General features: G+C 48.8%; 22 protein-coding genes and 1 pseudogene. 15 read left to right on the top strand and 8 right to left on the bottom strand.

Annotation, left to right across the window (positions count from 1 at the left end):
* Window position 1 precedes the first annotated feature (1 nt).
* The 3 genes and pseudogenes from nuoN to AR334_RS11110 all read left to right on the top strand — a co-directional run.
* Window positions 2-1522, top strand: a complete 1521-nt coding sequence (gene nuoN / locus AR334_RS11120) for an NADH-quinone oxidoreductase subunit NuoN (protein WP_066309957.1) — start codon at window positions 2-4, stop codon at window positions 1520-1522.
* Window positions 1523-1890: 368 nt separating this feature from the next.
* Window positions 1891-2487 (top strand): hypothetical protein, encoded by a 597-nt coding sequence (locus tag AR334_RS11115; RefSeq protein ID WP_066309955.1) that lies wholly within the window; start codon window positions 1891-1893, stop codon window positions 2485-2487.
* A 103-nt stretch (window positions 2488-2590) separates the two neighbouring features.
* Window positions 2591-2890: pseudogene (locus AR334_RS11110) on the top strand (diguanylate cyclase); the annotation flags it as partial.
* A gap of 98 nt (window positions 2891-2988) precedes the next feature.
* On the opposite strand, the gene AR334_RS30150 reads toward AR334_RS11110, so the two are convergent.
* Genes AR334_RS30150 through AR334_RS11095 form a run of 3 tightly spaced genes read right to left on the bottom strand, consistent with a single transcriptional unit; the run spans window position 2989 to window position 4494 of the window.
* Complete coding sequence (locus AR334_RS30150; protein WP_082692903.1) at window positions 2989-3975, bottom strand: general stress protein; 987 nt, start codon at window positions 3973-3975, stop codon at window positions 2989-2991.
* A gap of 48 nt (window positions 3976-4023) precedes the next feature.
* Window positions 4024-4194 (bottom strand): CsbD family protein, encoded by a 171-nt coding sequence (locus AR334_RS11100; RefSeq protein WP_066309947.1) that lies wholly within the window; start codon window positions 4192-4194, stop codon window positions 4024-4026.
* 51 nt (window positions 4195-4245) lie between these two features.
* Window positions 4246-4494 (bottom strand): hypothetical protein, encoded by a 249-nt coding sequence (locus tag AR334_RS11095; protein WP_066309945.1) that lies wholly within the window; start codon window positions 4492-4494, stop codon window positions 4246-4248.
* A gap of 267 nt (window positions 4495-4761) precedes the next feature.
* On the opposite strand from AR334_RS11095, the gene AR334_RS11090 reads away from it, so the two are divergent.
* The gene (locus tag AR334_RS11090) at window positions 4762-6258 is read left to right on the top strand and encodes a mechanosensitive ion channel (protein ID WP_066309939.1); all 1497 of its coding nucleotides are present in this window, start codon (window positions 4762-4764) and stop codon (window positions 6256-6258) included.
* A gap of 84 nt (window positions 6259-6342) precedes the next feature.
* Window positions 6343-7641, top strand: a complete 1299-nt coding sequence (locus AR334_RS11085) for a hemolysin family protein (RefSeq protein WP_066309931.1) — start codon at window positions 6343-6345, stop codon at window positions 7639-7641.
* A gap of 75 nt (window positions 7642-7716) precedes the next feature.
* Here the strand turns inward: AR334_RS11085 and AR334_RS11080 are convergent, their stop codons facing one another.
* Both AR334_RS11080 and AR334_RS11075 read right to left on the bottom strand, forming a co-directional pair.
* Entirely contained in the window at window positions 7717-8403 is a 687-nt protein-coding gene (locus tag AR334_RS11080) for a TrkA C-terminal domain-containing protein (protein ID WP_066309928.1), read from the bottom strand.
* A gap of 101 nt (window positions 8404-8504) precedes the next feature.
* Window positions 8505-8774, bottom strand: a complete 270-nt coding sequence (locus AR334_RS11075) for a hypothetical protein (protein WP_066309926.1) — start codon at window positions 8772-8774, stop codon at window positions 8505-8507.
* Between the two features lie 260 nt (window positions 8775-9034).
* On the opposite strand from AR334_RS11075, the gene AR334_RS11070 reads away from it, so the two are divergent.
* The 5 genes from AR334_RS11070 (at window position 9035) to AR334_RS11050 (ending at window position 12917) form a co-directional block, all read left to right on the top strand.
* Window positions 9035-9907, top strand: a complete 873-nt coding sequence (locus AR334_RS11070) for a magnesium transporter CorA family protein (RefSeq protein WP_066309923.1) — start codon at window positions 9035-9037, stop codon at window positions 9905-9907.
* A gap of 159 nt (window positions 9908-10066) precedes the next feature.
* A complete protein-coding gene (locus AR334_RS11065; protein ID WP_066309920.1) occupies window positions 10067-10378 on the top strand; it encodes an STAS domain-containing protein in 312 nt (103 codons plus the stop codon).
* 4 nt (window positions 10379-10382) lie between these two features.
* Window positions 10383-10865, top strand: a complete 483-nt coding sequence (rsbW, locus tag AR334_RS11060; protein WP_066309913.1) for an anti-sigma B factor RsbW — start codon at window positions 10383-10385, stop codon at window positions 10863-10865.
* Complete coding sequence (sigB, locus tag AR334_RS11055; RefSeq protein WP_066309910.1) at window positions 10831-11628, top strand: RNA polymerase sigma factor SigB; 798 nt, start codon at window positions 10831-10833, stop codon at window positions 11626-11628. Before rsbW ends, sigB begins: the two co-directional genes overlap by 35 nt.
* A gap of 155 nt (window positions 11629-11783) precedes the next feature.
* A complete protein-coding gene (locus AR334_RS11050; protein WP_066309906.1) occupies window positions 11784-12917 on the top strand; it encodes a PP2C family protein-serine/threonine phosphatase in 1134 nt (377 codons plus the stop codon).
* A 306-nt stretch (window positions 12918-13223) separates the two neighbouring features.
* On the opposite strand, the gene AR334_RS11045 is transcribed toward AR334_RS11050, so the two are convergent.
* A complete protein-coding gene (locus AR334_RS11045) occupies window positions 13224-13688 on the bottom strand; it encodes a Dps family protein (RefSeq protein ID WP_066309901.1) in 465 nt (154 codons plus the stop codon).
* 168 nt (window positions 13689-13856) lie between these two features.
* Here AR334_RS11045 and AR334_RS11040 point away from each other — a divergent pair, with 168 nt between their 5' ends.
* From AR334_RS11040 to AR334_RS11030, 3 genes are all read left to right on the top strand, one after another.
* Complete coding sequence (locus AR334_RS11040) at window positions 13857-16757, top strand: CHASE3 domain-containing protein (protein WP_082692901.1); 2901 nt, start codon at window positions 13857-13859, stop codon at window positions 16755-16757.
* Between the two features lie 182 nt (window positions 16758-16939).
* The gene (locus tag AR334_RS11035) at window positions 16940-17773 is read left to right on the top strand and encodes a protein-glutamate O-methyltransferase CheR (RefSeq protein WP_066310755.1); all 834 of its coding nucleotides are present in this window, start codon (window positions 16940-16942) and stop codon (window positions 17771-17773) included.
* 84 nt (window positions 17774-17857) lie between these two features.
* Entirely contained in the window at window positions 17858-18073 is a 216-nt protein-coding gene (locus AR334_RS11030) for a hypothetical protein (protein ID WP_066309889.1), read from the top strand.
* On the opposite strand, the gene AR334_RS11025 is transcribed toward AR334_RS11030, so the two are convergent.
* Together AR334_RS11025 and AR334_RS11020 are read right to left on the bottom strand one after the other, a co-directional pair.
* The gene (locus AR334_RS11025; RefSeq protein ID WP_066309882.1) at window positions 18070-18324 is read right to left on the bottom strand and encodes a GlsB/YeaQ/YmgE family stress response membrane protein; all 255 of its coding nucleotides are present in this window, start codon (window positions 18322-18324) and stop codon (window positions 18070-18072) included. The two genes, AR334_RS11030 and AR334_RS11025, sit on opposite strands and share 4 nt — an antisense overlap.
* 91 nt (window positions 18325-18415) lie before the next feature.
* Window positions 18416-18754 carry an IDEAL domain-containing protein gene (locus AR334_RS11020; protein WP_066309879.1) on the bottom strand — a complete coding sequence of 113 codons (339 nt, stop codon included), beginning with the start codon at window positions 18752-18754 and terminating at the stop codon, window positions 18416-18418.
* Window positions 18755-18885: 131 nt separating this feature from the next.
* On the opposite strand from AR334_RS11020, the gene AR334_RS11015 reads away from it, so the two are divergent.
* Together AR334_RS11015 and AR334_RS11010 are read left to right on the top strand one after the other, a co-directional pair.
* Window positions 18886-19206: a general stress protein gene (locus AR334_RS11015; protein ID WP_066309876.1), complete on the top strand. Its 321-nt coding sequence runs from the start codon at window positions 18886-18888 to the stop codon at window positions 19204-19206.
* A gap of 122 nt (window positions 19207-19328) precedes the next feature.
* Window positions 19329-19508 carry a hypothetical protein gene (locus tag AR334_RS11010; protein WP_066309872.1) on the top strand — a complete coding sequence of 60 codons (180 nt, stop codon included), beginning with the start codon at window positions 19329-19331 and terminating at the stop codon, window positions 19506-19508.
* Window positions 19509-19585 lie beyond the last annotated feature (77 nt).

Here is a 19585-nt window from a genome sequence, read left to right as displayed (position 1 = left end):
GATGAGTCTTGATACATTATTATCATACAACTGGAGCGTCATGGTCCCGGAGTTCATCATCCTTGGCGTGATTGCTCTGTTGACAATCTTTGATTTATTTATGCCAAAAACGTTGGACCGAAAAATCCTTGGCTGGATCGGCATTGCCGCCGTTTTCGCGGCAATGGTGTCCTTGGTGCCTCTTGCCGGCGGTCCGGTCGAGTCGATTCTCGACGACACGTTCCGTTTGGACAGCTTTGCCATCGCGTTTAAGCTGCTGTTGCTCGGCGGTGCCGGTTTGGTACTGTTCCTCGCTGTCAGCTACGAGGCGAAAGAAGGGCTGGAGCTTTATAAAGGAGAGTTCTATTACCTGTTCCTAACGGCCTTGCTTGGCGGAATGATCATGACTTCGAGCGGAGACTTGATCACGCTGTACATCGGTCTTGAATTATTATCGATTTCTTCTTATATTTTGGCGGGCATCCGCAAAAACAATTTGCAGTCCAACGAGTCCGCGATGAAATACGTGATCAACGGCAGTATTTCCTCTGCGATTATCCTGTTCGGGCTGAGCTATGTGTATGGCTTGACCGGTTCGACAAACCTATTGAACATTGCCGGACAGCTGTCGCAGTTGATGGACGGCCAGCAGGCATACCTGCTCGGGTTGTCGTTCTTGATGGTATTGGTTGGCTTGGCGTTCAAACTGGCAGCCGCTCCGTTCCATATGTGGGCGCCTGACGTCTACCAAGGCGCGCCGACACCGGTTACCGCATTCTTGAGCGTTGTCTCAAAAACGGCCGGATTCGTGATTGTGCTGCGGATTATGCTGACGGTGTTTTACTCAGCGGCAACAGACGGCCCGGGTTCAATGCCAATTATGTACGATATGCAAAACTACATTGCTGTCTTGGCGGGAGCGACAATGATCATCGGTAACGTCGTGGCGTTGAAGCAGACAAACATCAAACGACTGTTTGCCTACTCGTCAATCGCCCACGCCGGCTACTTGTTGGTCGCTCTGACGACAATGACACCGAATATTTTCTATACGATGTGGTTCTACCTGCTCGCCTACCTGTTGATGAACATAGGTGCGTTCGCGGTCATCCAGGTGGTAACGGCGAAGACCGGTTCGGAAAAAATCGCTGATTTTGCTGGGCTGTACCGCCGTGCGCCAGTGCTGGCCGTGGCAATGGGTATCCTTTTGGTATCACTTGCCGGCTTCCCGGGCACAGCAGGATTTATCGGCAAGCTGAACATCTTTATCGGAACATTCGTGGTGCAGCAGCCACACTACGTGCTGGCATCGATCATGATCGCGACCACGGTCGTGTCGTACTTCTACTACTTCGGCATCATGGTGCAAATGTTCTTCCGTCCAGCCGCCGACGAAAGCAAATTCAACATCCCATTCGGCATACTAGTTGTGTTGATCATTGCAGTCGTCGGAAGCATCCTATTCGGAGTCATGCCAAACCTGGCATTAGACTTCATGCACAACAACCTGGACGTGCTCATGGACTTCTTTAGTCAGGGGTAGGTTTCGACTGTTTGAATGGTGTAAAGGGTGTTATTGGTGTCATTGGTTTCATTGGTGTCAGGCACCACTCGTGGACAAATTGGGGGATTTGTCCTCGTGGGGTGGACACTTTAAGTATATACGGTCAATAAAGGGGTTTTTAAAGGGAAAGAAGAGGTTGGGGGACCTCTTCTTTTTTTGTGGGCTTGGTTCTGCAGACAAAATGGGTGGAAGAAGGAGCGGGAATGTCCACAGGAAGTGGTTCTGCGGACAAAACCGACCGAAAAAGGAGAGGAAATGTCCGCAGGAATGCACTTCTTAAAGGAAACAGGCCTTCGTTGTGGAATATTTATTTAAGATATAAATAAAGAAAGTTTGTGGGGGATTTTATGATTTGGTTTTTGTTGATTGTCTTAATAATGGCTTTTTTGATGGGGTTTTTCCAGGTTCCAATCTTGATTATGTACGGTATCCTCGCCGTTTTATTCATTATTTTCTTGATGCGAAACCCACTTTTATTCGGAAAAGATCCCGAAAAGATGCTGGCAACTTTAAGGAAATCAAAACGGCCGTTCTTCCAATTCTTATACCATTTCCTTGATTTCAATTGGCCAGAAGCAGAAAAGGCAATCGAAAGAATCCGGCCTGGAAGTTCCAAAACGATGGCAGAAATCATGCTGCTCCTTGAGCAAAAGCAATACGGGAGGGCAAAGGAATTATTAAGCCAAATGCGCGAAAATAAGTCCAAGTGGTATGCCTTTGCGTATATTGCCATAAACGAGGACGATGTCGAAGCATTCAAACAACATAAGGGGAAAATAAAGGATCACTTTTTACTAAAAACGCTGGAGGTCGACCAGGCGGTTCATGACGGCAGACGGGACGAGGCAATTGCCATGCTCGAAGCCATCATCCCAAAGCTGAGAGGCCTCAAGTTATTATCATCCGTCCGATTTCACAAGCAAATTCAGGAAGGAAGGATTTGAAAGTGGTTAGACAAGGGCGTTGTGTGGATTAGAGTAAACGGTAAGATAACAGTCACAAGGAGCTCCACATCGGTTAAAGGTAACCAACACGTCCCTAGCACACCGCGTAAAGGGATGCATTCGCAAGAACGATCTATTGGCAAGATTAGGCGGAGATGAATTTGTCATCTTAATGAATGAATTGAATGACAAACAAGAGGCAATTCACATAGCTGAAAGGATCATACATTCCTTGCAAATTACTTGGAAAATACAAAGCTTTGACAGGAAGATATCAGCCAGTATCGGGATCTCATTCTTTGACGATTACAACCAAGACGTTAAAAGCTTGTTGAAACATGCGGACGTAGCCTTGTACAAAGCAAAGGAAAAAGGCAGAAACAATTTTCAAGTCTATGGGTGAGTGGCGGCGGTGCTTGTCGTTATAACCTAGTGATGAATTTGAAAAAGAAGAGGCGACGGGGCCTCTTCTTTTTGCTTATTTTCAAAGTCTTGTTGTATTTATCGCGATTTTGAAGTGTTTGTGTGCTCATCGATCAACTTTTCTGATTGCATTGGGTCGGGCTTGAGGTGTTCTTTACGGAGCTCCGGTTCTGTTTTTGCTTCTTCCATTTCATTCCCCAGTCTTTCGACTTCTTCATAGTCTCGGGCCATCGAGCTGTTATTGGCCTTCTCAATCGGGGTTGAGCCGCCTTTCAGGGAGGAGCCGGAGGTATTGTTGAGAGCGGAACCATTCTCCCCCGCAATCGAGCCTTTATTCAAGGTTGCCTCATTCTCCCAATCATCCGTGCCTCTGTCCAAGGTTGAACCGCTCTCCCTGGCAGCAGCGACCTCGTCCAAAGCACTCCTGCTTTCCAAGTCTATATTTTCGTCAATCGTTGACCCCATTTCACGAGATTTAATGCCCGCACCCGGTGCATCCGGAAATGGCCTTTTCTCGGAAATGAACTCGTCCTCCTTATGCTCCCGTACTCCTTTGGGGTGACCAGCCACTAGTGTAGCGGTGCTGTCCTCCATATGATTATGAATATAATTTCGGTCATTTATGTGATCGTCCGACCTTTTCTCCACAAGCACGAGGATTTTCCCTTCCTTAATCGAGTTTTCATAGTACTCTGCTTCCTCATCAGGAATGCCCATTCCGACGAGCGCACCGGTCAATCCGCCCAAGCCTGCACCGGTAACCAAACCCACAATACTGGTCGCAATCGGTCCGGCGGCGATTAACGGGCCGATTCCCGGGATCGCCAACGCGCCGGCGCCGGCCAACAACCCGGTAACACCGCCAATTGCCCCACCGGCAATCGCCCCAGTCGCCGCCGACTCTTCTACGGCCGCCCCAGTTTCCTCCGTAACATGATCAACACGCTTCCCGATTACCGAGATTTCATTTTGGCTGTAGCCTCTTTTTAACAGCTGATCAATTGCGGCAATCGCTTCCTGTTCCGTATCATAAACTCCGACAACATTTTTTTCATGCTTGTCCATTTGCGTTCCTCCTCTATAATAGTAGATTTCTATAAACGAACACGGTCATTAATCCGTTAGCTTGTCCTTGACCTCACCGTATCCTTCTTTTAATTTCCCTTTCGCCTTGTCGACCTTCCCTTCGGCGACCTGAGACTGGTCATCGGTTAACCGGCCCCATTGCTCCTTAAGCTCACCTTTTACCTGATCAACACTGCCTTTTACTTTATCTTTATTCATGGTTACATCCTCCTTATATTTGTTTCTTTCCGTTATTCCTGTTGAAAAAAATTACTGCTGATCCTTGCTTTTTTCATTAAGTTCCTTTTCGACGTCTTTCATCGCTTCTTTAATATTTTCCTTTGCTTCTTTCATCGTACCTTTAGCATCATCTTTTGTTTCTTGGTCAATTTGGTCCTTTTGCTTGCCATCGCTAATGCCGTTATCCTGGTCGACGCCATCACCGCAGCCGGCCAAACCGCCAAAGGTCAATAACGCAGCCATACCGGCAACGACTAAATTCTTGCGATTCAAATCCATTCGATTTCCCTCCCAAAAATTTTTATGAGAATCAAAAGCAGCTAAGCTCCCGATTCGTTTGCCGTGCTCTCCTTATATTCCCAGTGGAAAAATAGATGAAACATTTTTTTGAAGGAATTTAGCCCACTTTGTCGTTATAAAAAGGAAATTCTCTATTGAAAAACCACACTTGCTAGAAAACAAGTTTCAATTTTTCCAAACGTGGTTATATACCTATCAGAGCGTGATAAACCAACACCAACAATACAGAGAAAAGGAGAGGTTTAAATGAATTTGCATGATATGACGGCAGGATGGTACATATATACCGACCGGCTGCCGAACCTGATTTTTGCACTTCTTATTTTATTAGTCGGCTGGCTAGTCGCCAAAAAGCTCGGCAAGGTTGTCGAAGCTGCCCTAAGAAAAACAAGCTTTGACGACCGGCTTTTTTCAAACTTCGGCACCAAGAGGTACCCTTCAGAAAAAATCATCGGAAAACTGGTTTACTATTTATTGCTGGTGCTTGTGTTGATTATCTTCTTTAATATGCTAAACCTGAGTTTTATCGCCTCACCACTCGTGAACATGCTGTCGTCGATCACCGGCGCGATTCCAAACGTATTAAAAGCGGCGCTGATTCTGCTGTTTGCCTGGGTCATTGCCACCCTCCTGCGCAAAGCGTTTGAGAAAGGCGCAGCCGCCATCCATTTGCCAGCACGATTAATAAAATGGAACATGGCCAAGACCGAAATGGATGGCCGCGAAAAAGTGGCCAACATCGCCAACGCGCTGTTCTACTTCGTCCTGCTCCTGTTCTTACCTGGAGTCCTTGGCGCGCTACAAATCGACGGTGTTTCGGAACCGGTTGAAGGCATTCTGACAAGCTTCTTGTCCTTTATCCCGAAACTATTTGCCGCGGCGATCATTTTATTTATCGGGTGGCTGATAGCGAAATTAGTCCGTGATATCCTGACTAATTTTTTAAACAGTATGGGCACAGACAAATTGGGGGAACGGTTAGGGGTCACAGGCAAGCTTGACCTCGCTGGTATTGTGGGAAATATCGCGTTTATCTTAATCTTGATTCCTACCATCATCACTGCTTTGGAAAAATTGGATTTGGAAGGCGTGTCCGCGCCGGCCATTGCAATGCTGCACAAAGTAGTGACGCTGATTCCGAATATTGTTGTGGCCGTGCTCTTGATTTTGGCGGGGATCTGGCTCGGAAAATGGGTCGAAACCTTCGTCGCGCAAATGCTGTGGCGCCTACGATTTGATAATCTATTTTACCAAATGGGAATCGGCTCCTTAACGCCCCAGCAGCCAAAGTACAGCCTATCGCAGCTTGTTGGGCTCCTTGTAAAAATAGTCATTGTCCTGTTGTTTACCGTGGAAGCCTTGCAAATTGTCGGTTTAGACTTCTTGGTAACACTGGCGTCAGCCGTGCTGGCCTACCTGCCGATGGTATTCGCCGCACTGGTCATCTTAGGCATCGGTCTGTACGCCGGAAATCTGGCCGAAAGGATTGTCAAAAATGTGGTCAAGAAGAGCTATGCCCGGACACTTGCGCTCACAGCCAAGTATGCCATTTTCGCCGTAACCATCTTTATGACACTCGACCAGTTGGGCGTGGCTCATTCCATCGTCAACGCTGCGTTCATTCTCTTGTTGGGCGGGCTGGCGCTCGCGTTTGGACTGTCATTCGGCCTCGGCGGCAAGGAATTCGCCGCAAAATATTTACGCAAGCTGGATGATAAGCTTGATCAAAATATGAGACCGTAATCTTGGAATAGGGCTCGAAATACAATCCGAATCGCCAGCCGATTTCGGATTGTTATTTTTTAAAAAAGAGAGGAGGGATGCCGGATGATGGTGAATTTGTTGTTGATTGTTCTGCTGATCTTGTTCACCGGCTTTTTTGTCGCAGTGGAGTTTGCGATTGTCAAGGTACGGCCGTCGCGGATTGATGAATTGATCCTGGAAAAGCGGAAGGGTGCGCTTGCGGCGAAGCAAGTGGTTACGCACCTCGATGAATACCTGTCGGCTTGCCAGCTGGGCATCACGGTGACAGCGCTCGGGCTCGGCTGGCTCGGGGAACCGACTGTGGAAAAATTGCTGCACCCGTTATTCGCAGCGTTACATCTAAACGAATCGCTGACCGAGCTATTTTCCTTTGTCCTTGCCTTCGTTTCTGTCACGTTTCTACATGTCGTTGTCGGTGAATTGGCGCCGAAGACGGTCGCCATCCAGAAAGCGGAGGCAATCACGCTGCTGTTCGCCAAGCCGATTATTTGGTTTAACAAAATCATGCATCCGTTTATTTGGGCACTGAACGGCTCGGCGCGGGCGCTTGCCGGTGTTTTCGGCTTAAAACCGGCCTCGGAGCAGGAGCTTGCTCATTCCGAGGAAGAGCTGCGGTTGCTGTTGGCGGCGAGTCTCGAGCAGGGGGAAATTAACGAGAACGAGTATCAGTATGTTAACAATATTTTTGAATTTGATGAGCGCACAGCCAAGGAAATCATGGTGCCGCGGCTGGAAATGAGCTGCATCTCGGTCGATGACCCGGTGCAAGAAGTCCTGCAAAAGCTGAAGACAGAGGGGTATACCCGCTATCCGGTCGTGGAAGGCGATAAGGACCATGTTATCGGCGTAATGAACGTAAAAAGGTTTTTAACAGCAAGATTGATGAATAAGGGTTTATATGAAAATTGGAAAATCAAATCGTATATTCAGCCGGTGATTCGGGTGATTGAAACAATTCCGATTCATGATTTGCTGGTGAGAATGCAGATGGAGAGGATTCACATGGCAATCTTGCTGGATGAATACGGCGGCACCTCGGGGCTGGTGACGGTCGAGGACATCATCGAGGAGATCGTCGGCGAAGTCCGCGATGAGTTTGATGCCGATGAAGTCGCCGAAATCCGCGAGATTGCGGAAAATCACTATATTGTCGATGCCAAAGTGCCAATCGCGGCGGTCAACCAGCTGCTCGACATCACCCTGACCGCCGAGGACGTCGATACGATTGGCGGCTGGTTCCTCACACAATACAATGCAGCGCAAATCGGCGCCGGTGCCGTTGTCGAAGCGGAGGGCTGTATGTTCAAAATTCATGAAGCAAGTGGCTACCACATTTTATATTTGGAGATTCAAAAGATATGAAGCGAACAGGAGCATAAAAAGAAGACTGGCAGTAAGCTGAACTGCCAGTCTTTTTATATGGGAGGGTAGCCGAGGTCAGGAATGTTTCTTCATGACGTCAATGTCGTGCTGGAACGTTTCGAGCATCACTTTTTTGTTTCCGTACAGAAGGAGTTGGTCGCCTTCATGGAGGGTGGTATAGTAGATATTCTTTCGAATCGTGAGGTTGCCGCGTTTGATGAATAGGACGGTGAGGTCCACCTCATCAATGTTAGGGACGACCTTCCGGATTGTCCGGTTGGCAAGTTGGGAATCTTCATATACCCGAAGCCCGATCATCGTGTCTTGGTTGCTTTTTAAAAAAATCTCCCCGATAGGATAATCGGCAAGCTCAATTGTCTGTTCCATTTTACGATTAAAAAAATAGAATAAAAGCCTTTGAACGCTGCTCAGCTTCAGAATAGCTAATACGAGGAGGACGGCCGCCGCCGCGGTACCGATTTCCTTCAGCCGGAGCCCGTTTGACAGGAATTCACTGATTGAGGAGATGATGACGGCCATCGAAAAGACGCCGAACAGGATAAGGAAGGTGGCCAGCTTGCGGCGAATCGGGTGCCCGGAAATCAACTCCGACTCGTCCGTTGTGAAGCCCGTGCCCGTCATCATGGAAATCACCTGAAACCGTGACACCTCAACCTTTAGCCTCGTCAAGCGAAACAAAACTACAAAGATCTCAATCACTGTAAAAATGATCATAAAGTAGATCAGCAGGAAAAATATCATCAAGGTCACCTCACATAAAGCAGGGGACAGCCCGTGTGGCCCCTCCCATGGTCATTCGCGATGACATGGCTGGAGCCAGGAGAACTGTCCCCGAGGTCAGGTTACTGAATTTTTTCATTATAGAATTGTACGGAGTACATGGCGCCTTCGTCGACCATTTTATTGTCTTCGATATCGCGCGGGTGGGGGTTGCCGCCTTTTTCAATCGGCAGCTCCTCTGATTTTTGGAATACATTCGGCTTGATTTTCCGTTTCCAGTCCCGCAGCAGCGTCTCCGCCTTGACCCGATTCGGTTTATTCGATAACCACAACGCGGCCGACGCACCAGCACCAACAGCTAACAATGTTCCCATTTTTAATGCTTTTGCCATTGTTATTACCTCCTTTTTTTAATAAATACCCTATCTTTTAAAAATGAAACCCATGTTTTTGTTAAGGCCGGTTTTTTGCCAAAAATGAAACCCATATTTTGTGAAAGCCGGCTTTTTGAAAAATGAAACTATCTTTTGCTATGGCCGGTTTTCTGAAAAAATTGTCCATGTTTTGCAGAGGCTTGTTTTATAAGAAATCAAAATGTTTTGTTAAGACCGGTTTCGGGAATGAAATACTGAGACCTAAAGGGGGGATTCCGGTGGAGACTTTGTTTGGTAAGAACAAGTGGAAATGGGTGCAGGCCAAGCCTGAGGAGATTGAGATGCCCATCAATGACACCAATCGTGTGCGGGTTAGCTGCCTGGACAACGGGGAAAAGGTGGTCAGGGGTTCACTCGTTTATAGGCAAGATTTTTCTAAGGAAGAGGATTATCAAATCTTCCATTTTCAATTGACAAGGGAGGAGCTGGTGACGGTAGATTTGGACTGGGAGGCGCCGAATCCGGATTTGTTTCACCGGCAGCTAGACCAGATGGAAACCGCCGTTGATGGGTTTTTATTTTTCCTGGGGGAGTTGGTAAATGATCTGCTGGTGGAAATTGATCAGTTTGAGGCGGAGCTCAAAAAGCTGGTCTGGTGCGTGCGCAATCGGAATGAGACGGGGATTCTTGAGCTTGTCTATAAGCGGCGTCATGAATTAATGGTGGCGAAGGGGCTGCTGATTCCGTTGAACGAGCTGCGGATGGTCATCGACGAAATCAATCTGCATTCCAGCCCCACGGTGTTCACCGCGACCTGCAAGCGGATGGAGCGGGCGCAGGCTTTGCTGGGGGAATATGAGCAGATGCTTGATTCGATGATCAACCTTGAGGAAGTGATCTCGTCGCATCGCGGCAACGAAATCATGAAGACCTTGACGGTGATGACGACGGTTTTCACCCCGGTGATGGCGTTCGGTGCCTTGTGGGGGATGAATTTTAAGCACATGCCGGAGCTGCAGTGGCCGCTTGGGTATGGGCTGTCGCTTGTCATGATTGGGGTCTCGACGGCCTTGCTGTATGCCTATTTAAAAATGAAAGGCTGGACCGGCGACCTGTTAAAAGGGAAAAAGAAGGGGTCATTTTTTCAATAAGGCACTCCCAAAAACTCCTACTATTGTGCTAGGTCATCTGGGTCATTCGGATAATTAGCATATTTTGGTATAATACTATAAAAATTTTTAAAAAAAATAGGTTTTGGACATAAACAAGGTGGGTATATAACCAATAATATCATTTTGAGGTGAGGATGGATGAATATCACAATAAACAAAAAGCAAAGTGATCAGGGGGTTGTCGTAAAAGTGGCCGGGGAGATTGATGCGTTTACGGCTCCGCAGCTGCGGGAAGAGTTGGCGGCTCTGGCTGACGGAAATAGCAAAACAATTATCGTCGATCTGCAGGACGTAACGTATTTGGATAGTACCGGTCTTGGGGTGTTCGTTGGGTTGTTTAAACAAATGAAGAGTAATGGCGGCGAGATGAGGCTGACGAACCTGTCGGACAGGCTCCAGCGGCTGTTTGAAATCACTGGATTAAGCCATGTGATGCAAATGAAAGGATAGGGGAATGGGTGACGTGATGGATTATATTGAAATGAAAATTCCGGCCAAGCCGGAGTATGTTGGTGTGATGCGCTTGACACTGTCAGGTATTTCCAGCCGGATGGGCTTTACATACGAGGAAATAGAGGATATGAAAATTGCCTTAAGTGAGGCGATCACCAACGCCGTTCAGCACGCGTATGCCAAAGAGGAAGGCGGCGAGGTAATTGTCGGCTTTGGGATTTACGAGGACAAGCTGGAAATGGCAGTAGCCGACAGCGGCAAGAGCTTTAACTTTATGCAGAAGAAACAGGAACTTGGCCCTTATACGGAATGTAGTACTGTGGAACAGCTTTCAGAGGGAGGGTTAGGCCTATATTTGATAGAAACGCTGATGGATGAAGTCCGAGTGTTGAACAATTCCGGAGTAACGGTCTTCATGGCGAAGTATCTGAGTGGGGAGCGTGAAATTCATGACACAACCATCGGAAACCAGGAGACGAAGTAAGGAAGAAATTGAGGCGCTGATTCAGGAGTTTCAGGAGACGGAAAGTCCGGAGGCTCAAAATGCCCTAGTGGGGCAATACACGGCCCTGGTCGGGAGCCTTGCCCGAAAGTATTCCAAAGGGAAAAATTATCACGAAGATATCGTCCAGGTGGGGATGATTGGGTTGTTATCGGCGATCCGAAGGTTTGACGTCAGTGTCGGCCGGCCGTTTGAGTCGTTCTTGATTCCGACGGTGATTGGCGAGATCAAGCGATTTTTACGGGACAAAACCTGGAGTGTTCACGTACCGAGGCGAATCAAGGATGTATGGCCGAAGCTGAAAACGGTGGTGGATGAGCTGACGAATCAGTATCAACGCTCACCGAAGATCCACGAAATCGCCGCCTATTTGGAGATGTCCGAGGAGGAAGTGTTAGAGGCGATGGAGATGGGGAAGAGTTACCAGGCCGCCTCCGTCGACCAGTCGATTGAACAGGGTTCCGAGGGCAGCACGGTCACAGTGCTCGATGTCGTCGGCACCCCTGATGAAGGATTTGAGAAAGTCGATCAGAAACTGTTGCTCGAAAGCGCTCTGGATGTGCTGTCAGAGCGGGAAAAGGCGATCATTCATTGTACGTTTATTGCGAATAAAAGCCAGCGGGAGACTGGCGAGTACCTGGGCATTTCGCAAATGCACGTGTCGCGGCTGCAGAAAAAAGCGCTGGCAAAACTGCGGAAGGAGCTGGCGAGCGGGGGGCAGACCCTTGATTCAATATTGCGGTGACTGGATGGGGGAAAGCCCCTTGATACGGTATTGCAGTGAATAGATGGGGGAAAGCCCCTTGATACGGTATTGCGGTAAATAGATGGGGGACAGGCCCCATTGTGGTAACGCGGTAAACAATTTATCTCACCAACTCAAGAAGATTGGGGGCAGCTATGAATATTGTAATTGTCGATGATAATTTGACGAATTTGATGATAATTGAAAAAATCCTGCAGAAGGGCGGTTACGATAAACTGGTGTCACTGACGTCGGCCCGGGAGCTGTATGACTATTTGCAGTTAGATGCGGACAAGCCACTTGAGGTGCCAGTCGACTTGATTTTGATGGACCTGATGATGCCGGAAATCGATGGAATTGAGGCGTGCCGGACGATTCTCGCCACCGAGCGGTTCCACGACCTGCCGATTATTTTTGTCACAGCAATGGGTGATTCCTATAAAATGGCCGAGGCCATGGACGCCGGCGCACTGGATTATGTGATGAAACCAATCAATAAGGTGGAGCTACTGGCCCGGATGCGCTCGGTGCTTCGCCTGAAACACGAGAAAAATTTACGCAAGGAGCGCGATAAACGAATTCAATTTGAGCTGGACTTGGCCAAGCAGGTCCAGCGCAGCGTGCTTAGCAAACCGCTGACGAACGACGATGTCAGGATTTCAGCGGTGTACAAGCCATCATTCGAGCTTGCCGGTGACTTGTACATCTGGTATCAGATTAGCCCCAACCGCTACGGGGTTATTTTGCTTGATATGATGGGCCACGGGATTTCGTCGTCACTCGTGTGCATGTACATATATTCGGCGTTGAAGGATACGATTACAGGCCTGGGTGATCCGGAAGCCGTGATGCAGGAGCTGAACCGGCGCATGAACCAGCTTCATATGCCGGAAAGTCTAATAAACTACTATTTTACTGCTATTTATTTTGTTTTGGACACCGAAAACCGGACAATTGAGTATGTCAATGCCGGTCACCCGGCGGGACTTGCGCTGGTCGATGGGCAATTGCAGCAGCTGGATCAGGGCTGTTGCGCACTTGGGTTTTTCGAAAAAATAGAGGTAACAAAAGGGGTAATTCCCTATCAGGAAGACGCACGGATTCTGCTGTTTACCGACGGGCTGTCGGAGTGGTTGGAGGAGGAATACGACGACGCGAGGGTGAAGCTGGTCGATGGCCTGCGGGCGACGGAGGATCCTGAGGCCCTGTTAGAGGCGCTGCTGCCAAGCGCCGAACCCCTCCAGACCCAGAAGGACGATATGTGCTTGGTGATGATTTCGACCAGGTGATTTTTTTAAAAAATTGTTTGAAAAATAAGCGAAGAAATTCCGTTTAAATTGGGAAATATCCATATTTCCCTAAAAATAAGGGGAGTTTTTCCGCTTATCTTATAAAAATGGTTGGATTTTGCCTTATTTAGAGCAGTTAAGCGGAAATTCTCCGCTTATTTCTGCTTCTTAAGTCTCGACTCTATACATTAGCCGGAAATTCTCCGCTTATGAATTCCTATACCTACACGAAAATCAACATAGAACAAATTCCTATTAAAAAACGGGTGCCGGCGAAGAGCCAGCACCCAGTCGTGTTGTCTGCAATTATTCCGCGAGATACGCTTTCAGCATCCAGCGGTGTTTTTCCAGTGAGGCCCGAATCGACGTGAAGAGATCGGCGGTAGGTTGGTCGTCGTTGTCCTCGGCCGAGGTGATTCCTTCGGTAAGCTCTTTACAAATGGCAGTCAGGTCATCGGCCAGTGTCCCAACCATATCCTGTGTCGACTCGTCGCCGGTTGCCTCCGAAATCGTAGCCATCTCTAAAGCGCCTTGCAGGGTGGAAATCGGCGTCCCGCCCAAGGCCAACAGCCGCTCAGCGATCGTATCGACATGGAGGGCCGCCTCGGTATACAATTCTTCAAACTTCACGTGCAAGGTGAAAAAGTTCTCACCTTTTATATACCAGTGGTAATGATGCAGTTTCATATACAGGACCGAAAAATTCGCCACCTGTTTGTTCATCGTCTCCGAAAGTATAGTAGCTTGATTCTTTGTTCTTGTTCTAGCCATTTTTCAAAACCTCCATTATATGGTGATACTTTGTGCATACCCGCCGGCCGCCCATTTGAAACTAGGAAATTTTCCAAAGGGAAAATAGCCCCAGGACAGATGCCCCATTGGGTGAAATTAATAGAAACGATATGATAGAAATAGAAAAAACAGAAGGGGGTGGCCGTGATGAAGGGCTTCAACTACAGCATTCATGCCAAAATCATTACTGGCTATTTGACGATCCTGGTTTGCCTCGTCCTGTCCCTGCTGATTGTGATCAATAGGATGACGGCGCTTCAGAATGAGGTTGAATTCATTTCGAAGCACGATCTCGAGGTTCACAACCTGGCTAATCAGATTCATAAAAATGTCCTCGACATGGAAACCGGGATACGCGGCTATGTGCTGACCGGGCAGGAGGAGTACCTCGAGCCGTACCATCAGGGCAACCGCAGCTGGCTCGACAACTACAACAAGCTCTATTCTTTGTTGAAAAATAACAGCAGCCAGCAGCGCAATCTGGAGGAAATTAAGCCACTGATTCAAAACTGGGTGACTAATACAGGCGAATACTCAATCAATCTAAAGCGGGAGGGAAATAACGCGGAGCTGGCCAAGCATTTCGAGCAGCAGACGGGCAAAAAGGTAACCGACCAGCTCCGCACCCAGCTGACTTCTTTTTTGGAAAAAGAGAAGAAACTCACCGAGGAGCACACCAGTGACCTCAGACAAAACAATACCAATTTAAAAATTACTCTATACGCGATTATCATCTTGGTCACAGTGATTACGATTGCAACCGCATTGGTCCTGTCGAATTCGATTGTCAAAACGATTAAGCAGGTCGTGAGGGCGATTCAGAATATTACCGATTCAAAGGTGGACTTGGCGACGAGGATTAGCGTGAAGACGAATGATGAGACGCGCGAGCTCGCCGAGGCGATGAACAGCCTGCTTGGCAGTCTCGAAAAACAGCAATGGGTGCAAAAAAGCATGACCGACATTTCCATGATGTATCAGGGGATTACCGACATCAATGAGCTGGCGCAGAAGTTCATCACCCGGCTCGCGCCGCTGCTTAACTCCTGCTACGGGGTCCTCTATCTGCGCCGGACGCAGGGCGGCGAGGTCGATTTCGTCAAGGTGGCCGGTTATGCGACGGAGGATGATGAGGTAACCGTGAAGACCAGTTTCCGGTTCGGAGAAGGCTTGGTCGGCCAGGCCGCGCTTGATCAGCGGATTTTTCTCATCGACCAATTACCGGAGGAGCACATGAAAGTAACGAGCGGCTTGGGCGCGTCGTCCCCAAGGAATTTATTGGTTGCTCCGATTTTATACGAGGGCCGGGTGGAGGCAGTCGTCGAGTTTGCAGCGTTGCAGCCATTTCTCTCAAAGCACCTGACCCTGCTTGACCTGCTGCAGGACAAGTTCGGCTCCTCGATTTCCAGCGTACTCGGCCGGATGGAGGTCGAGCGGCTGCTGGGCGAGTCGCAGGTCATGACGGAGGAACTTCAGGCGCAGTCCGAAGAGCTTCAGGCTCAATCCGAGGAATTGCAAATGCAGCAGGAGCAACTGAAAATCACCAATGACTATTTGGAGGAGCAGAGGCAGTTTGCCGAACAGCGGGCGTACGAGCTGAAAAAAGCGAAGGACGAGCTCGAGGATTATTCGCGCAAGCTTCAGGCGAGCTCGCAGTACAAGTCCGATTTTCTGGCGAATATGTCGCATGAGCTGCGGACGCCGTTGAACAGTATTTTGATTTTGTCACAAATGATGATGGAAAACGGTGCGGATATGGACGAGGACGAGGTCGGCGAATACGCCCGTGTCATTAACACGTCCGGCGTCGATTTGCTGCGGCTGATTGACGACATCCTCGATTTATCGAAAATCGAAGCTGGAAAAATTGAAATTTTAACAGATGAAGTCAATGTCACCGAGCTGCCGCAAACACTGAAAAGCTTGTTCGACCCGGTCGCAGCGAAGAAGAATGTGGCGTTTGAGGTCGTGACCGAACCGGATGTGCCGCCGGTCATTTCAACAGACGGCCAGCGCCTCCAGCAAATTTTGAAAAATTTGCTGTCCAATGCATTCAAGTTTACTGAACAGGGGTCGGTGACGGTACGGATTGCGCTGGCCAAGGCTGGGAAAATCGGCCAGGGTCCGGGTGGCGTGTTCGAGGAGTATGGGAAAATCGACCAGGGTCTGGCGAGTGCAACTGGAAAACTGGGTCAGGGTCCGGCGAATGCAACTGGAAAACTCGACCAGCATGAGGATAACGTGGCCCAGAACCTGCCACAATGGCCAGCCGGGTCTCCGGTATTGGTGATTTCGGTAACAGATACCGGCATTGGCATTCCGGAGGATAAACAGCAAATTATTTTTGATGCATTCCGGCAGGTGGACGGAACGACCAACCGGCAATATGGCGGTACTGGGCTCGGCCTTTCGATTTGCCGTGAATTCACCCGTTTGCTTGGCGGTGCCCTCGAAGTTGAGAGCGAGGTCGGCAAGGGCAGCACGTTTACGTTGTATATCCCGAGCAGACTTGAAGTCGAGCAGGAAGTGTTTTCAGCATTTGAAGAAGTCGCTGCCGGACGTGTAGTGGAGGAGGCGGCTGAGTCTGTGGCCTGGCTCGAGGAAGACTCGGTTGAAGCTGAGCAGGCTGAGGCGGAATGCAGCTCCGATGATGAGTTATTTAATGGAAAGAAAGTGCTGCTTGTCGAGGATGACAGCCGCAACGTGTTCGCGTTGGTAACGGCGCTTGAGCGCAAGGGTGTCACGGTCAAGGTCGCGAAGAACGGACGCCGGGCAATCGAAATGTTGCGGGACCAAGCCGATTTTGACCTGATTTTTATGGACATCATGATGCCAGTCATGGGCGGCTATGAGGCGATGACGATCATCCGCGGCGAGCTTGGACTCTTGGATCTGCCCATCATCGCGCTGACCGCCAAGGCGATGAAGGGTGAGCGCGACAAATGCATGGAGGCGGGCGCCTCCGATTACATCACTAAGCCGTTGAATATTGACCAGCTATTCTCCTTGATGCGGGTTTGGCTGACAGAGCAGGTGAAGCCGGAGTGAACAGTTTAACAAGGCCACCATTGGGGTGGAAGTCAGTTGAAGTCGACGCTCGACAACCGGAGGCGACTTTTGAAAAAAATACAAATCCTGCTGTGGAGCCAATAGCAGAGTCTCAGTCTCGGGACGAAGCGACGGTAATAACGACTCCGGAGGCTGATTTTTCCAATGAGACGGAGCCGTTCGTGCTGACCGAGGTTCAGGAAGTTGAGATCAATTTGCTACTCGAGGCCCTCTATCAAATGTATGGGTACGACTTTCGCGGCTATGTCCGGGCCTCCCTGACCCGGAGGATTTTGAATCGGATGAAGGGAGAACGGCTCCCGACGATTACCGCGTTATTGGAAAAAGTGCTGCACGTGCCAGGGACTTTGGAGCGATTGTTGAATGATTTGTCGATTCGAATGACGGAGATGTACCGTGACCCGAGTTTCTTTGCCGCATTTCGCACTGAGGTGGTGCCGCTGCTGCGCGAGCTTCCCGAGATTCGGATCTGGCATGCAGGCTGCGCGACTGGCGAAGAGGTCTATTCGATGGCCATTCTCATCCACGAAGAGGGGCTTGCCGAAAAGACAAAAATTTACGCCACCGATATGAACGAAAAGGCCCTGACTGCTGCGCAAAAAGGTGCCTTCCCGCTCAAGAAAATGCAGCAATACACAAAAAATTACCTAAAGGCTGGCGGATCGAAGGCGTTTTCCGAGTACTACACGACCGATCACCAGTGCGCCTATTTTAAGCCGTTGCTGGACGACAACCTGATTTTTGCCCAGCACAATCTGGTCACCGACGGCTCGTTTAACGAGTTCCACGTGATTCTCTGCCGCAATGTTATGATCTATTTCGCCAACAGCCTTCAGCAGCAAGTCCACCGACTGTTCTACGGTAGCCTAGCGGCGGGCGGCTTCCTCGGCCTCGGAAGCAAAGAATCGATTCTATTTTTGCCAAAAGGCGTCGCCTACGAGGAATTTAACCCGCACGAGCGCATTTACCGGAAGATGCCTAATTTGGGTGGGTGAAATAGGGGGCGTGAAGATGGGGCCATGGGGGATTGGCGACAAATACGGGTGAGAACGAAGCGAAAGTGTCGCCAATAGACGGGATTGGCGACAAAAACGGATGGAAACGAAGCGAAAGTGTCGCCAATAGACGGGATTGGCGACAAAAGCGGTGGGAACAAAAGCAAAAGTGTCGCCAATAGACGGGATTGGCAACAAAAATGGATGGAAACGAAAGCAAAAGTGTCGCCAATAACAAGAAAACAGGTTCAAAATAAGAAGAGACTGCCGGTTATTCAGCAGTCTCTTCTTATATATTAGGCTGTGTGTTTGGTGCCTTTGAGAATCAGGCTGAGGATGAAAACAAGGGCGATGGCGCCGATGAGGGCGGGGATGAAGTAGAAGCCTCCGATGACAGGGCCCCAGCCGCCGAGCAGCAGTGAACCGAGCCACGCACCAATAAATCCTGCGATAATATTTCCAATAATTCCTCCCGGCACGTCACGGCCTAGAATGAGTCCTGCTAACCAGCCGATGATTCCTCCAATAATTAATGACCAAATAAATCCCATAATCAATCTCTCCTTTCAATCGATGTACAATGTTGAATACCCGCCTTTTCAAAAATGAAACATGTAATTTTCAAAAAAATAAATCCCTCCATTAGGTTAAACTTTTTCCATTTAAGCGCTCTTTCAAGCGGGTCCGCGGTTTACGCAGCGAATTTTGGCAAACCTGCAGCTCTGCGGTTAGTTTTTGAAACCCGGCTTGATCCCGCTCATCCAGACATTTGTCAATCGCCCGTTTTAGCAGGCTGATTCTTGAAATGAGGCTCGCTTCGCGTTTGTACTCTAATTGATAAAGTTCCTTCCACTTGTAATCGTCCTCCAGGCGATAATCACTGGGTTTTGTCAGGTGCAAGCCACATTTGCACAGCGTCTCATGAATAGTTAATACGTAAAATTCCTTGTTTCCGCAATATTTGCATACCAATTTCTTCATATGAACACCTCCGATTACTATATACCCACGTTGAATTTGGTTTTAACCAGTTTTAAAAAAATTCCGGGAATGGGTTTTGTTTTTTCAAAGAGCGGTTATATACCCTGTAAACCACGATAGGAGGAATAAAGATGAACACAGTGAAAGTAGTAGAAAATGGGGTACAAGCAAAAAAGTGTATCGAAGAAATGATCATGCAGGGATATACAAAGGATGAAATCTATTTGTTGGCACACGACAAGGATCGCTCGGAAGACTTAACCGATGGCTTAGATATCAACGGAATCGGCGTTCCTGAACAAGGGGTGCTGGATTCGATCGCCAACGTATTCCGGACACGGGGCGATGAGCTGCGCTCGAAGCTCGAGTCACTAGGGCTCTCGGAGGAAGCAGCAGAGCGATATGAAAGGGACATGGACCTAGGCAAAGTGATAGTGGTCGCGGCTAAATAGTATGCGGCTAAAGGACAAGACGGCGGGGGATGCCCCTAGGCCAAAATCTAACTAAAAAAGCAAGTCGGCGGGGGGTTACCTCCCCGCCCAAAATAAAAAAACGGGAGAGAGGAGAATCGCAAATGAAATATTCAACTGTAAGCTTGGAGAGTTTGTTGGGAGTGCGCACAAGGGCCAGACGCAAGGTGGGACGCAGCGGCAGCTTGGAGGACTTTTTCGAGGATCCAATCATCCATAAGGAGATACATGGAGGCAAAGTATATGTGCCGCTTAATTTACAACGGGCTTGGATGGAGGGGTAACCTATTAACTGCCTAAACACCGTTTAAAAAGCGGGTTCGTAAACGGTGTTTAGGCAGCTAATCTTTTGTGAAAGCGT

This window comes from Bacillus sp. FJAT-29814 (assembly GCF_001510715.1).
GTDB lineage: Bacteria > Bacillota > Bacilli > Bacillales > Cytobacillaceae > Neobacillus.
The sequence above is the reverse complement of the archived record's forward strand: the minus strand, read 5'-3'. Positions and strand labels throughout refer to the sequence as shown.

Bases quoted from the DNA above. Each gene is read 5' to 3' on its own strand.
- nuoN (WP_066309957.1), top strand. From the start codon at position 2: ATGAGTCTTGATACATTATTATCATACAACTGGAGCGTCATGGTCCCG.
- AR334_RS11115 (WP_066309955.1), top strand. From the start codon at position 1,891: ATGATTTGGTTTTTGTTGATTGTCTTAATAATGGCTTTTTTGATGGGG.
- AR334_RS30150 (WP_082692903.1), bottom strand. From the start codon at position 3,975: ATGGACAAGCATGAAAAAAATGTTGTCGGAGTTTATGATACGGAACAG.
- AR334_RS11100 (WP_066309947.1), bottom strand. From the start codon at position 4,194: ATGAATAAAGATAAAGTAAAAGGCAGTGTTGATCAGGTAAAAGGTGAG.
- AR334_RS11095 (WP_066309945.1), bottom strand. From the start codon at position 4,494: ATGGATTTGAATCGCAAGAATTTAGTCGTTGCCGGTATGGCTGCGTTA.
- AR334_RS11090 (WP_066309939.1), top strand. From the start codon at position 4,762: ATGAATTTGCATGATATGACGGCAGGATGGTACATATATACCGACCGG.
- AR334_RS11085 (WP_066309931.1), top strand. From the start codon at position 6,343: ATGATGGTGAATTTGTTGTTGATTGTTCTGCTGATCTTGTTCACCGGC.
- AR334_RS11080 (WP_066309928.1), bottom strand. From the start codon at position 8,403: ATGATATTTTTCCTGCTGATCTACTTTATGATCATTTTTACAGTGATT.
- AR334_RS11075 (WP_066309926.1), bottom strand. From the start codon at position 8,774: ATGGCAAAAGCATTAAAAATGGGAACATTGTTAGCTGTTGGTGCTGGT.
- AR334_RS11065 (WP_066309920.1), top strand. From the start codon at position 10,067: ATGAATATCACAATAAACAAAAAGCAAAGTGATCAGGGGGTTGTCGTA.
- rsbW (WP_066309913.1), top strand. From the start codon at position 10,383: ATGGGTGACGTGATGGATTATATTGAAATGAAAATTCCGGCCAAGCCG.
- sigB (WP_066309910.1), top strand. From the start codon at position 10,831: ATGACACAACCATCGGAAACCAGGAGACGAAGTAAGGAAGAAATTGAG.
- AR334_RS11050 (WP_066309906.1), top strand. From the start codon at position 11,784: ATGAATATTGTAATTGTCGATGATAATTTGACGAATTTGATGATAATT.
- AR334_RS11045 (WP_066309901.1), bottom strand. From the start codon at position 13,688: ATGGCTAGAACAAGAACAAAGAATCAAGCTACTATACTTTCGGAGACG.
- AR334_RS11040 (WP_082692901.1), top strand. From the start codon at position 13,857: ATGAAGGGCTTCAACTACAGCATTCATGCCAAAATCATTACTGGCTAT.
- AR334_RS11025 (WP_066309882.1), bottom strand. From the start codon at position 18,324: ATGGGATTTATTTGGTCATTAATTATTGGAGGAATCATCGGCTGGTTA.
- AR334_RS11020 (WP_066309879.1), bottom strand. From the start codon at position 18,754: ATGAAGAAATTGGTATGCAAATATTGCGGAAACAAGGAATTTTACGTA.
- AR334_RS11015 (WP_066309876.1), top strand. From the start codon at position 18,886: ATGAACACAGTGAAAGTAGTAGAAAATGGGGTACAAGCAAAAAAGTGT.
- AR334_RS11010 (WP_066309872.1), top strand. From the start codon at position 19,329: ATGAAATATTCAACTGTAAGCTTGGAGAGTTTGTTGGGAGTGCGCACA.